We start from the raw sequence: 12998 nt of genomic DNA on the forward strand, positions 1-12998 counted from the left end.
GAAGGAGTCTCCGGGTGTCGATCACCGATGACGCAAGGCCGGAGTCTCGTCCACCGTCGCAGTCCGGCGGGGGTTCGGGGGGTAAGGGCGGCAACGGCTCAGGCGGCGGTGGTGGTGGCGGGGGCGGCGGAGGCGGTTACGACAAGGCCCCACCGCAGGACGTCGCGGCCGAGCAGGGCGTGCTGGGCGGCATGTTGCTCTCCAAGGACGCGATCGCTGACGTCGTCGAGATCCTCAAGACGACCGACTTCTACCGTCCGGTGCACTCGACGGTCTACGACGTCATCCTCGATCTTTACGGGCGGGGTGAGCCCGCTGACGCCCTGACCGTGTCGGCGGCGCTTGCGGACTCCGGTGACCTCGGGCGGATCGGCGGGGTGCCATACCTGCACACGCTGATCGAGAGCGTGCCGACCGCGGCCAACGCCGCCTATTACGCACGCATCGTCTCGGAGCGCGCGATCCTGCGCCGCCTGGTCGAGGCGGGGACGAAAATCGTGCAGCTCGGTTACGGCACGGGTGGCAACGGCGGCCGCGACGTCGACGACATCGTCGACCTGGCCCAGCAGGCCATCTACGACGTCACCGAGAAACGCGTCAGCGAGGACTTCGCGGCCCTCGGCGACATGCTCCAGCCCACCCTCGACGAGATCGAGGCGGTCGGTGCGTCCGGCGGCATGATGACCGGCGTCCCGACCGGCTTCCAGGACCTGGACCGCCTGCTGAACGGTCTGCACGCCGGCCAGCTGATCATCGTGGCCGGCCGCCCCGGTCTCGGTAAGTCGACCGCGAGCATGGACTTCGCCCGCAACGCGGCGATCCAGCACGGTCACGCCAGCGCCATCTTCTCGCTCGAAATGAGCAAGATCGAAATGGTGATGCGTCTGCTCTCCGCCGAGGCTCGGGTGCCGCTGCACAACCTGAGGTCGGGGCAGCTCTCCGACGACGACTGGACGAAACTGGCCCGGCGGATGGGCGAGATCAGTCAGGCGCCGATCTTCGTGGACGACACGCCCAACATGAACCTGATGGAGATCCGGGCGAAGGCGCGGCGGCTCAAGCAGCGCCACAACCTGCGCCTGCTCGTCATCGACTATCTCCAGCTGATGTCCTCGCCGAAAAAGACCGAGAGCCGTCAGCAGGAGGTCTCGGAGCTTTCCCGTGGCCTGAAACTGCTGGCCAAGGAGATCGAGTGCCCGGTGATCGCGGTGAGCCAGCTGAACCGTGGTCCCGAGCAGCGCACCGACAAGCGGCCACAGCTGTCCGACCTGCGTGAGTCCGGCTCGATCGAGCAGGACGCCGACGTCGTGATCCTGCTGCACCGCGACGACTACTACGACAAGGAATCACCGCGAGCCGGCGAGGCCGACTTCATCGTGGCCAAGCACCGTAACGGCCCGACCGACACGGTCACCGTGGCAGCTCAGCTGCATCTCTCGCGCTTCGTCGACATGGCCATCTGAGTCGATCCGGCACTCTGAAACAACAAGACCCCGGGTCGCGGCGCAAACACGCCGCGGCCCCCACCCGGGGCGAACGTCGTCAGGCTTCGGTCTCGGCCGGCCGGTGGTGGGAGACCAGGTTCTCGATCTGGTCGTACTTGTCGGCCGAGGCGTTCTGCACGGTCTGGACGATCACGCGGGCCAGCGTGTTGGCGTCCCAATCCCGGCACGCGTCCGGGTTCAGCAGCAGGTTGATGAGGCGGCCGTCGGCGTCCACAGTGGCGCGAACGGCGCCGTCCTCGGACTCGGAGCTCACCTGCATCGTGGCGATGCTCCGTTGCAATTCGTCCACTCCGGAACGTAATTCTTCGTATCGTCCGTACACGTCTTCGAGGTCGGTCCGCAGGGTTTCAGTCACGGTTCTTCCTCCGTTCACCGCAAGAGGGGGCGACGTGACAATACCCAAGATCCGCGACGTTGCGTATTTCTGTAACTTCGTAACGCACACGAAAAGAGAGACTTATCGAAATAGTTCGCTCTTAAGTGACGGGCCGACTCCGCTTGGTGGTCACCGACAGTGATCAATGGCACCACGAATGCGAAAAAAGGAATAGGCGTCATCACTGAGCGTGGACGCCCCTCGGAGCCCGAAAGACAGGGTCCGGAAACACAACTTCCCAAAGCGCGGACAGCCCCGAGCAAAACGTGGACAAGGAAAACCAGCAACGACACAGGGCCGACCCAGCCACGACTCTGAAGCAGGTCGCGGCCCGATCGGCCCTGAGGAACGACGAACCAAAGGCCCAGGCGGACCCGGAAGCTCAGTCGAACAGGTTGTGGAGGAAACTCCGGCGCCGGTAGTGCCCGTGGTGCTGCTGGCCGCGGTAGTGCCCGTGGTGGCCGTAGGCAGCGGGGCGACCGTACGCCGGAGCGGGCGGCGGGTAACCCGGAGCGCCGTAAGCCGGCGGGGGCGGCGGAGGCGGCGGGTAACCGGGCTGTTGGTGGCTCTGGTGATGCGGAGCCGGCGCCGGGGGCGGCGGAGCTTGCCCCGGTCCTGCCGGCCGGGCGTTGAACGACGCCTCGGCGGCGAAGAGCTTCTCCAGCTCGCCGCGGTCCAGGAAGATCCCGCGGCACTCGCCGCACTGGTCGATCGTCACGCCGCTGCGCTCGTAGACCCGCATCTCGCCATGACACTTGGGACAGGTCATCATTTCATTGACGGTACAAGGCTGTGTCATCCAATGCAGCCGTTGTACCTGTGTCTTGGCTGTGTCCGACCGCCGACAAACTCGTCAAACCCAGTACCGGCGCCCACGTCAGCAGCGCCGCCGGGTACAGGATGTACCCGAAACGGGTGGTCGGCATCAGCAGGATCGCGGCGAGCAGCCCCCACCCGCAGAACAGCGCCGACGCCGACGCCGTGCGTGGTGGCCGCCGGATCAGCCACAACCCGATGCCCGCAGCGGCCGTGACCAGCAGACCCATGGCGATGTAACGCCCGCCGGGCTGGATCTGCGAGATCAGATATCCGGGAAACGGCGACTGCGCCGGACTGGTGACCAGGCCGTGCCCGAGCGGGAACCGCAGCACGTTCTCGATCAGCGAGTCCGCGTTCACCAGCAGCGGCGGCACCAGGGCGAGCAGCGGCAGACCGATCGCGGCCGGCAGGAACCGGCGCCAGTGCCCGGTCACCACGGCCAGCACGGCCAGGACGGCGACCACCGGCAGGGCGAAGAGCTTGCAGGCGGCGGCCGCTCCCACCGCGACGCCCGACCAGCCGAAACGACCGGTCGCGGCCAGGGCCAGCGCGAGCAGGCACAGGGCCAGCACCGGGATGTCGTCGCCGCCGGTAGCCAGGGTCAGCGCGGTCACCGGGAGCACGGTTGCCGCCTGGATCGCGCGTACCCGATGGGGGTGGGAACGCAGAAGGGTGACGGCCGCGGCGAGCGCGGCCACCGTCAAGATCGCGAACCAGATCCGGGCGTCGGTCCACCAATGATCACCGGCGATCGCGCGCGGAAGACCGAAAATGGACATGCCGGGCTGGTAGGGCCGATAACCGAGCAGACGTTCGTCGAGTGGCAGCGCGGCGATCTCGGCGCGGCTCAGAAACGGCGTGCCGGTGTGCACCAGCGACTCGCCCATGTGCTCGACGACCACAACCTCTTCCTGCGCGCGATCGGTGCGCCCGCCGGCCCGCTGCACCGACTGAATGATCACCGGCAACAGCGCGACAGCGGCCCAGGTCACCCAAGCAAGGACCGCTCGACCGGCGGAAAAATCCAGGCCAGAGCGAGACCCTTGGGTACGCCGAAAGAGCTGCACCACCACGACCAGAGCAGCCGCTCCGTAACCCCAGGCGGCCACCGCCCCCCACGCCCGGTGCGGCAGCAACGTCGAGGTCAGCGCGGTGATCAGTGCGAACGCGGCGGACAACACGTAGAGCACGAGGTCGGCAACGAGCCCGCCGCCCGCCCGGTCCAAGCGCTTGAGCAGGCCGGTCGTTTTGAGCAGGTCGGTCACGCGGGCAAGTGTGGCAGAGGTGATCTCCCGGTGCCGCCGGCTCGGCGCACCGGCATCCGCACCACGGCGCCGGCATCGTGCAGAGCCGCCGCGAGCACCCCGGGACGACCACCGGAACCGCGTTGCAGCGCCGCGAGGAAGCGGGCCGCCGAGTACGGCCTGGCGAACAGGTGGCCCTGCCCGGCGAGGCAGCCCAGCTCCCAGAGGGCGCGACGCTGCGGTTCGCTCTCCACACCCTCGGCCACGACCGTGAGGTGCAGGTTACGGGCCAGGTCGACGGTGGTCCGGATGACGGCGGACGCTTCCGCCGACGTCTCCACGGCCGCCACGAACTCGCGGTCGATCTTGAGTTGGTGCACCGGGATCCGGGAGAGCACCGAGAGCGACGAGACGCCGGTGCCGAAGTCGTCGATCGCCAGCCGGACGCCGGCGTTGCGCAGCTCGGCCAGCGCGCGTTCGACCACTTCGAGCTGGCTGATGGTGAGCGTCTCGGCGAGTTCGAGAGTGAGCCTGTTCGCCGGTACGTCGTGCCGGGCCAGCCGGGCCAGCACGGTGGCCGGGAATTTCGGGTCGAGCAGGCTGCGCGGTGACACGTTCACCGCCACCGGAAGGTCGAAGCCGGCCTCCCGCCAGGTCTGCATGGCGATCAGCGACTGCTCCAGCACCGCGTCGGCGAACGCCGGCAGCTGACCGGAGCGTTCCACCGTCTCCAGGAACTGCACCGGGGTGAGGCTGCCCTGCGCCGGGTGCCGCCAGCGGGCCAGCGCCTCGGCCGAGACCACCTCGCCGCTGCCCAGGTCGACGATCGGCTGGAACTCGACGGAGAACTCGTGCTCGGCCACGGCCCGCCGCAGGTCGCCGGTGAGCATGAGCCGTTCCAGGTCGGCGGTGTCCCGGGCGTGCACGTAGATCGCGGTCGGCTGGCCGGTGCGTTTCGCCTGGTACATCGCGATGTCGGCGCGACGCATCAGTTCCTCGACGCCACCGCTGCCGGCCGCCAGGGCGATGCCGCCGGCAGCGTCCACTGTGATCTGCATGCCCTCGACCTCGATGCTGGCGTCCAGCGACGTGAGCATCGAGGTGGCCCGGTGGGTGGCCAGCGCCGGTGTCGGCAGGCCGGTCATCAGCACCGCGAACTCGTCGCCGCCGAGCCGGGCCACCAGGTCACCCTCGGCGGCCGCGTCGCTGAGCCGGCCGGCGACCTCGCGCAGGACGTCGTCGCCGGCGGCGTGCCCGAGAGTGTCGTTGACCTCTTTGAAGTGGTTGAGGTCGATCAGCAGCAGCGCGAAGAGACCGGCCTGATCGGTGCTCTGGTAGAGGTCACCGGCGTGCTCGTAGAGCCGGCGGCGGTTGGCCAGTCCGGTGAGCGGGTCGTGGGTGGCGGCGTGCTCATTTTCCGCGGCGATCCGAGCGAGCTCCGCGTACGCCTGGGCGTTGCGAATGGCCGTGCAGACCGCGGAGGCGAAGGTGCGCAGTTTGTACTGCTCGACCTCGGTGAGGCGGACCGCACCGCCGAAGCCGAGCCGCAGCACGCCGACACGCATGCCGCCGTCGTGTGCGACCAGGTCGACCGATTTCTCGTCCCGCTGCGGTGGCGCCGTGAGCAGCGGTCCGTCGGTCAGCACGTGTGAATCGGTGGCGCGCACGGTGCGCCGGGCGCCGCCGGCGGTCACGTCGATCGTGGCCTCGGCCGCTGAGAAGATCTGCGCCGCACGGGTGGTCGCCGCGTGCAGCACCTGCGTGAGGTCGACCGCGTTCAGCTCGTCGGTCGCTTTCGCCAGACGCTGCCACGACTCGCGTTCCTCGCGGGTGCGGGCGCTGCGGGACTGCCAGAGGTGCATGCAAGCCACAACGAGTGGGACGACCAGCAGGAGCAGCATGTTCGCGTCGGCGGCGAGCAAGCCGGCCACCAGGAGGCTGGCGGCGAGCTGGCCGAGGAAGCCGAGGAGCTTGCGCTTGCTGTTCTTCAGCGCGGCGAGACGGACGCTGGTCTGCGTGTTCACCGCCATGACCGGCACGAAGACGACGTTGTCGACCAGGGTGAACGCGGCCAGGGCGATGACGATGGCGAGGGGCGCGAAGGACGGCTCGAGCATGTCCGGCTGGACGCCCGCCACCAGGAAGACCAGGCCGGCCGCGCTCGCGGTCAGCGCTTCCTTGGCGGCCGCGAACACCGTTTTGAGGGAACCCTGACGGGCGAAGATCTTGAGGGCCGTGACGCCGGCGACCGAGCAGAGGACCACCCACGGCGCCGGGAACAGGATCAGGCCGACCAGGACCGGGACCTCGCCCCAGGTCGTGCCGTCCAAGCTGGACCGGATGCGGACCGAGACCTTGAGCCGGTTGGCGGCCACCACCGCCACGCTGAGCAGGGCCAGCGCCCACGGCGCCGGAATCGGGCCGGGGTTGTGCAGAAGGTAGAGCACCCAGCCGGCCGTCGTGATCAACGCCGCAACGACGACGAGACCGATGAGCAGCCGTAGCCGCCGATCGGTCGCGTCGTCGTTGGTGCTGGTCTCAGTCATGTCGCCTCGTTGCCGAGCGCAATCGCCTCGTCGCTCCAGGCCATCAGGCTATTCATGCACGCCTTATCGCGCACTGTCGTCCTCAGCTCCAGTCGTTGCTGCCGCGCATGGCTTTCTCCTCATTTTGGGCGGGCGCCGCCGGAAACGTGCTCCGGTGACGGGGATCTGGCACTTGTCTGTCGCGACAGGACAGAACTTAGGGTCCTGAGCATGTCGGTTTCAAGTGGATCGTGTAACTATGCGCAGAATGCGAGAATAGATCGCAACTTCGTCACCGACAGTTTCGGAATGGCGACTCAATGCGATGGAAATCGCATTCCGAATTTCATTTTCGTCCGCGTCCGCGCCTGCCCTGACCAGTGCCGGAAGCATGACCTCCCGGTATGGACAAAGTGTGAAGCCAATACGGCAGTGATGCGAACGCGATGGCCGCCGGCGCTCTATAAGCTCCCGGTATGCCCCAGGAATTCCAGCTGACTCATGTCGACGAGACCGGCGCCGCCCGGATGGTCGACGTGTCGGCCAAGGCGGTCAGCAACCGCCGTGCCGTCGCCGCAGGCCGGGTTCGCACCACGGCCGAGGTGATCGACCTGTTGCGCCGCGACGGCCTGCCCAAGGGTGACGCCCTCGCGGTGGCCCGCCTCGCGGGCATCATGGGCGCCAAGCGCACCCCGGATCTGATCCCGCTCTGTCACCCGATCGGACTGCACGGTGTCACCGTGGAGTTGACACTCGGTGACACCACAGTGGAGATCACCGCAACCACGAAGACCGCCGACCGCACCGGCGTCGAGATGGAAGCCCTCACCGCGGTCGCCACGGCCGGCCTCGCGATGATCGACATGATCAAGGCGGTCGACCCGGCCGCGAGCCTCGAGGCCGTCCGCGTCTTGCGCAAAGAGGGCGGCAAGACCGGAGATTGGGTACGCCCGGAGGACCGCCCGTGAGAGCGCGGGTGATCGTCGCCTCGAACCGCGCGGCGGCCGGCGTTTACGCCGACACCAGCGGCCCGCGCCTCGTCAGCGGACTACGCGAGCTCGGCTGCGAGATCGGCGACCCAGTCGTCGTGCCGGACGGCGACCCGGTCGCCGAGGCGCTGAAAGCCGCCGTCGCCGAGGGTTTCGACGTCGTGCTGACCAGCGGCGGCACCGGCGTGACGCCGACCGACCGAACGCCGGAGGCGACCCGGGGACTGCTCGACTTCGAGATCCCGGGCATCGCCGAGGCGATTCGCGCGTACAGCCGGGACCGGGTTCCGGCGGCGGCGCTCTCCCGTGGCCTGGCCGGTGTGGCCGGCCGCACCCTGATCGTCAACCTGCCCGGCTCGACGGGCGGGGCCAAGGACGGGCTCGCCGTGCTCGGGCCGATCCTGAAACACACCGTCGACCAGATCCGCGGCGGAGATCATTGATGTCTCGGCGATAGGCTCTCGGGGTGACCGACACGACCGGTGTGACCGAGGGCCCAGTCGACTGGGAGCAGGCGCGGGCTCTGGCATACGCGGCGGGCCTGGCCGCCTCCGGCAGTGCCGAGCGGATCCCGCTCGCCGCCGCGGATGGCCGGACCCTCGCGGAGCCGCTGCGAGCGCTCACCGACCTGCCCGCGTTCCCCACTTCCAGCATCGACGGCTGGGCGGTGCGCGGGCCGGGACCGTGGCTTCCCGAGGGCCGGGTGCTGGCCGGCGGCACGCCACCGCCGCTCAGCGGTGACGGCGCCTGCGTCGAGATCGCCACCGGCGCGATGGTGCCGGAGGGCGCGACCGCGCTGGTCCGGATCGAGGACTCGACGACCGGTGCCGACGGCCGGGTCTCCGGCGAGCCGCGCCGGGGCCAGATCCCCGACTGGCGTCTGCCGGGCGAGGAGGCCAGCCGTGGTGAGGAACTGCTGCCGGCCGGGACCGCGATCGACCCGGCGGTCATCGGCGTCGCGGCCACCTGCGGTTACCAGGACCTCGCGGTCTTTCCGGAGCCGCGCGCCGCGATGCTGGTCTTCGGCGACGAGCTGCTGACCGAGGGCCCGCCCGGCGCGGGCCGGGTCCGCGACTCACTCGGCCCGCAGGTCCCCGGCTGGCTGCGCCGTTACGGCGCGACCGTCACCGGCGTGACCGGGCCGGTCAAGGACACCCTGGCCGCCCACCTCGACGCGATCCGCGCCGGGCTCGACGAGGCCGATTTGATCTGCACCACCGGCGGGACCATGCACGGCCCGGTCGACCACCTGCACCCCGCGCTGGCTGAGCTCGGTGCGGAGTACATCGTGAACACGGTGGCGGTCCGCCCCGGGTTCCCGATGCTGCTGGCCCGGGTGCCCGGCGACCGTCCGCGGTTCCTGGCCGGCCTGCCCGGAAATCCGCAGTCCGCGGTGATCGCCCTGGTCACGCTTGTCGCGCCGCTGCTGGCCGGCCTGCGTGGCCGCCCGTTGCCGCCGCTGCCGCAGGTCGAGGCCGGCACCGCCGTGCCCGGCCGGGGCGGTTTCACCCACCTGGCGCTCGCCGCGTTCGATCCGGCCGGGCGCACCGCGACACCGGTCGGCCACGTCGGCTCCGCGATGCTGCGCGGCCTGGCGAACTCGGACGGGTTCGTCGTGGTCCGTCCCGGCACCCAGGCGCAGGCCGGCGACCTGGTGCCCTTCCTGCCCCTTCCACTGCTGCCCGGGGAGCGCTGAGTGACTGTCATGGCTGGCGTGGTGACACACGCCGAGGTTGTCGACGAACCACTGGACCTGGCCGCGCACGAGGCCGCGGTGGCCGACGTGCGGGCCGGAGCGGTGGTTTCCTTCCAGGGTGTGGTGCGCGACCACGACCACGGGCGAGGTGTGACCCTGCTGGAATACGAGGGCCACCCGACCGCCGCGGCGATCCTGCGGGAGGTGGCCGACGAGATCGCCGCCGACCCGGCGGTTTACGCGGTGGCCGTCTCGCACCGGGTCGGCACCCTGAAGATCGGCGATGTCGCGCTGGTCGCTTCGGTCAGCACCGCCCACCGGGCGGCCGCGTTCGAGGCGTGCGCGCGGCTCGTGGACGAGGCGAAAGCCCGGCTGCCGATCTGGAAACGCCAGGTCTTCCAGGACGGCACCGAGGAATGGGTGAACTGCCCCTAGCCACTGAGCCCTAGCCGCCCCGTGGGCCGGGGATCGCGGCGGCGCGCCGGACCGGTCGGCGCGCCGGCGCGGCGGGCAGGTTGTCGTGACGCCACGGCAGCGCGTTGACCAGCAGGATCAGGGCAACGGCGTAACCGTTCCAGGTCTGTGCGGCGAGCGGGTCGAGCACCATCAGGGCGTAACCGGCCAGGGCGGTCGCCGCGAATCCGACGCCGGTGAAACGGGAGCGCGGCAGCCGGGTGCCCAACCGGCGGCGGATCGCCTCGTCGGCCAGGATCAGCACCGCCGGGAGCAGCCAGATCGCCTCGCCGGGCGAGGTGACCGGTCCGGCCGCCGCCCCGGCCAGGGCCACCAGGGTGAACGCCGCGGTCTCGTCGCCGTCGGCGTGCGCCGAGCGAGCCCGGATCAGGCCGACCGCCAGCAGCAGCACGCCGAACGAGATCCAGACCAGCACCGGTGGCGCGGAGTCGCCGTACAGGCGGGCCAGCACGCCGGCCAGCGACTGGTTGCCCGGATCGCTGAGCGGCGCGGCGCGGTCGATCTCCCAGAGGGTGGTGCCGAACCAGGTCAGGGTTTCCGAAGGCGCGGCGATCAGCGCGCACAGCGAGACCGTTGTGGCGGTGACCAGGGCGGTCAGTGCGGCCCGGCGCTGCTTGCTGACCAGCAGGTATCCGATCAGCAGGAGCGGGCCGGCGGCGATCGCGCCGGCCAGGCCGATGCCCACGCCGGCCCAGCCGCCGGTGAACCAGACGCGGCGCAGCCGGGCGGCCGGCGATCGGTCACCGGTGGCGGAACGACTTCGCCACCAGCGCTGCCGGGCCAGGGTCGCCCGGCGCAGGGCCACCAGGTCCGCCGCCACCAGGCCGAACAGGATCAGGTCGACGCGGCCCAGGCCGATCGTGGCGCGTACCGGGCCGGCCAGCAGGGCCAGCGCGGTCAGGGTCAGGACGATCAGGGTGCGGCTGCGGCCGTGCTCGCGGGCGGCCGGTCCGGCCAGCACCATCAGGGCGAGCATCAGCGCGGCCAGGCTGGTCAGGGCGAGCAGCCAGCCGGCCACCGGCAGCGGGAGCACCACGAGGGGTGCCAGCATCAGGGCCAGGACTGGGGAGAGAGCGGCGCCGAACGGGGTGCCGTCCTCACGGTACGTATAGAGCCCGTCCCCGATTATCCAGGAGCGGATTGCCGCCAACTGGACTTCAAGGGTGCTTAGTGCGTACCCATGAATGCAGAATGTGATGAGCAGGAGCGTGAGCAGGCCGCCCAGCGCAAGGAGCGCTGAACGTCTGCGCGCAGCGCGGCGCGCACCCTTCTCGATTGCCGGCATGGAGCGACCCCCGTCTCGTCCTCCGGGCACGGCACGGCTGTCGCCCTCTCGCGGCCGGACCCAGAAATGGGCAAACCAGGTGAGAGTGGGCGGCAGGTTTGTAGCCGGGCGGAAGTGAGCTTAGAAGGCGCATACCGACCGTGCGGCCCCTCGTCCGCTTTAACGCAAAGGCCGCTTAGAGGTTGTTATCAGGACAATCTAAGCGGCGGGATCAGCCGGACGAGTGGTTTCAAGATCAGCCAGGAAGCTTCCGCGCGGCCGACGCGGAGAGCGCGGCGATGCGTGCTTCGCGCTTCGCGGTACGCACAGCGCGCTTCACCTCACGCTGTGAACGGTCGACCGCATGGGTCAGTTTCTGCTGGCTGCGATCGACGGCGTGGCTGGTCCGGTAGCGCAGGCCCGGCTGGCCCTCGGTGTCCGCGGCCGCGAGCAGCAGACCGCCGAGCAGGCCCAGGTTCTTCAGGAAGTGGATCTGCTGGTTGGCCCGGTCCTCTTTCGCCGCGGCCCAGAACGGGTGGCCGACGAGGGTGGTCGGCACCAGGCCGGCGGCGAGCACCGCGGCGGCCGGGCGGGTGAAGCGGCCGGTGGCGAGGGCGAGCCCGGCCACGATGTCGGCGGCGGCCTTGACCCGGACCAGCGTGGCGGGGTCAGTGGGCAGGCGCGGATCCGCCTTCTCCAGAAGGGGGGTGATCGGGTCGGTGACCCGCCGGGCCGCTGCGATCCGGCCCTCACCGGGCTGGATCAGCACGCGGACCCCGCTGATCACGAAGATCGAGGCGAGCATGGCTCGGGCGGCGCTGCGAACGGGCTTCATGAACTTCGTTATACCCGTAGTAGGGGTGTCATACCGGCTGCGTTCTGAGGTAGCGGCCGAAGTGCGGGACGGTGAACGCGACAGTGCCGCGCTCGCCGGAGTAGATGAGTCCTTTTTTGATCAGCGCATCCCGGGCCGGGGACAGGCTGGCCGGTTTGCGGCCGAGCGAGGTCGCGATGTCCGAGGTCGGCACGGCGGCGTCCATGTCGTTGCCCGGATCGCTGGAGAGCACGGCCATGGCCCGCATGTACTCCCGCTCGGCCGGGGTGGCCCGCTCGAACCGGGAGCCGAAGAAGCCGACCGCCAGCTCACCCTCCGCCTCGGGTGCCGCGACCTGCACGTCGTTCGCCGTGATCGGGGTCTGCGGCGCGTGGTCCCAGGTCGCTTTTCCGTACGCCTGAACGAAGTACGGGTAGCCGCCGGACTTCTCGTAGAGCAGGTCCAGCGCCTCCTGCTCGTACTCGACGCCCTCACGCTCGGCCGGTACGCCCAGGGCCAGGTCGGCGGCGTCGCGGTCCAGGCGGTCGATCCGGGCGTACCGGAAGAGGCGCTCGGAGTACGACTTCGCGGCGGACAGCACTGCGGGCAGGTGCGGCAGGCCGGCGCCGACCACGATCAGTGGCGCGCCGAGCTGCGACAACTCGTGGCAGGCCGCGCAGAGCGCCGACACGTCGGTGGCGCTGAGGTCCTGCATCTCGTCGATGAAGAGGGCGATCCCGGTGCCGACGTCGGTGGCGAGCGACGCCGCGTCGGTGAAGAGCTCGACCAGGTCGATCTCGATGTCGCCGGAGTCGGCGCGGCCGCGGGCCGGTGGCACGTCGATGCCGGGCGCCCAGCGGTCCCGCAGCTTGGCGTTGCCGTCGTTGGCCCGCAGTGCGAAGGCTTTGAGCACGCCGAGCACCTCGTCCACCCGGTCCGGGTCGCGGTGGTGCGGCGCCAGCTCGCGGATCGCCATGTGCAGCGCGCCGGAGACCGGGCGGCGCAGCGACTGGTCCGGCCTGGCCTCGATCTTGCCGGTGCCCCAGAGGCGGCCGATCGCCGCCGACCGCAGAGTGTTGAGCAGGACGGTCTTGCCGACGCCACGCAGGCCGGTCAGGACCAGGCTGCGCTCCGGGCGGCCGCGGGCGACCCGCTCCAGCACGATGTCGAAGACGTCCAGCTCACGGCCTCGCCCGGCCAGCTCGGGTGGGCGCTGGCCGGCGCCGGGAGCATACGGGTTCCGCACGGGATCCATGGCGTAGCACAGTATCGGGCTGTCTAGTGTGAACGCT

General features: G+C 70.1%; 12 protein-coding genes. 5 read left to right on the forward strand and 7 right to left on the reverse strand.

Annotated features, from left to right (window positions below; all coding sequences use genetic code 11):
- The first annotated feature begins 14 nt into the window (after window positions 1–14).
- Complete coding sequence (dnaB, locus tag B0I29_RS22395; protein WP_111650991.1) at window positions 15–1463, forward strand: replicative DNA helicase; 1449 nt, start codon at window positions 15–17, stop codon at window positions 1461–1463.
- A gap of 79 nt (window positions 1464–1542) precedes the next feature.
- Here the strand turns inward: dnaB and B0I29_RS22400 are convergent, their stop codons facing one another.
- The 4 genes from B0I29_RS22400 to B0I29_RS22415 form a co-directional block, all read right to left on the reverse strand.
- On the reverse strand, window positions 1543–1860 hold the full coding sequence (locus B0I29_RS22400) for a YbaB/EbfC family nucleoid-associated protein (RefSeq protein ID WP_111650992.1): 318 nt from the start codon (window positions 1858–1860) through the stop codon (window positions 1543–1545).
- Between the two features lie 403 nt (window positions 1861–2263).
- Window positions 2264–2653, reverse strand: coding sequence for a TFIIB-type zinc ribbon-containing protein (locus tag B0I29_RS22405; RefSeq protein ID WP_111650993.1), 390 nt, complete (start codon window positions 2651–2653; stop codon window positions 2264–2266).
- A 1-nt stretch (window position 2654) separates the two neighbouring features.
- On the reverse strand, window positions 2655–3956 hold the full coding sequence (locus B0I29_RS22410; RefSeq protein ID WP_221402544.1) for a glycosyltransferase 87 family protein: 1302 nt from the start codon (window positions 3954–3956) through the stop codon (window positions 2655–2657).
- A gap of 5 nt (window positions 3957–3961) precedes the next feature.
- The gene (locus tag B0I29_RS22415) at window positions 3962–6490 is read right to left on the reverse strand and encodes a putative bifunctional diguanylate cyclase/phosphodiesterase (protein ID WP_111650995.1); all 2529 of its coding nucleotides are present in this window, start codon (window positions 6488–6490) and stop codon (window positions 3962–3964) included.
- A gap of 455 nt (window positions 6491–6945) precedes the next feature.
- Here B0I29_RS22415 and moaC point away from each other — a divergent pair, with 455 nt between their 5' ends.
- The 4 genes from moaC to B0I29_RS22435 are packed head-to-tail and all read left to right on the forward strand — an operon-like array spanning window position 6946 to window position 9589.
- On the forward strand, window positions 6946–7437 hold the full coding sequence (gene moaC / locus B0I29_RS22420; RefSeq protein ID WP_111650996.1) for a cyclic pyranopterin monophosphate synthase MoaC: 492 nt from the start codon (window positions 6946–6948) through the stop codon (window positions 7435–7437).
- On the forward strand, window positions 7410–7901 hold the full coding sequence (locus tag B0I29_RS22425; RefSeq protein ID WP_111650997.1) for a MogA/MoaB family molybdenum cofactor biosynthesis protein: 492 nt from the start codon (window positions 7410–7412) through the stop codon (window positions 7899–7901). The genes moaC and B0I29_RS22425 overlap by 28 nt, the downstream gene beginning before the upstream one ends.
- Before the next feature lie 23 nt (window positions 7902–7924).
- Window positions 7925–9154 carry a molybdopterin molybdotransferase MoeA gene (locus B0I29_RS22430; protein ID WP_111650998.1) on the forward strand — a complete coding sequence of 410 codons (1230 nt, stop codon included), beginning with the start codon at window positions 7925–7927 and terminating at the stop codon, window positions 9152–9154.
- 9 nt (window positions 9155–9163) lie between these two features.
- Entirely contained in the window at window positions 9164–9589 is a 426-nt protein-coding gene (locus B0I29_RS22435) for a molybdenum cofactor biosynthesis protein MoaE (protein ID WP_111650999.1), read from the forward strand.
- Between the two features lie 10 nt (window positions 9590–9599).
- Here B0I29_RS22435 and B0I29_RS22440 read toward each other — a convergent pair whose 3' ends face one another.
- The 3 genes from B0I29_RS22440 to B0I29_RS22450 form a co-directional block, all read right to left on the reverse strand.
- Window positions 9600–10913: a glycosyltransferase family 87 protein gene (locus tag B0I29_RS22440; RefSeq protein ID WP_111651000.1), complete on the reverse strand. Its 1314-nt coding sequence runs from the start codon at window positions 10911–10913 to the stop codon at window positions 9600–9602.
- A 235-nt stretch (window positions 10914–11148) separates the two neighbouring features.
- On the reverse strand, window positions 11149–11727 hold the full coding sequence (locus B0I29_RS22445; protein WP_111651001.1) for a DoxX family membrane protein: 579 nt from the start codon (window positions 11725–11727) through the stop codon (window positions 11149–11151).
- Window positions 11728–11755: 28 nt separating this feature from the next.
- Window positions 11756–12961, reverse strand: a complete 1206-nt coding sequence (locus B0I29_RS22450) for an ATP-binding protein (protein WP_111651002.1) — start codon at window positions 12959–12961, stop codon at window positions 11756–11758.
- Window positions 12962–12998 lie beyond the last annotated feature (37 nt).

This window comes from Actinoplanes lutulentus (assembly GCF_003259845.1).
Taxonomy (GTDB): Bacteria; Actinomycetota; Actinomycetes; order Mycobacteriales; family Micromonosporaceae; genus Actinoplanes; species Actinoplanes lutulentus.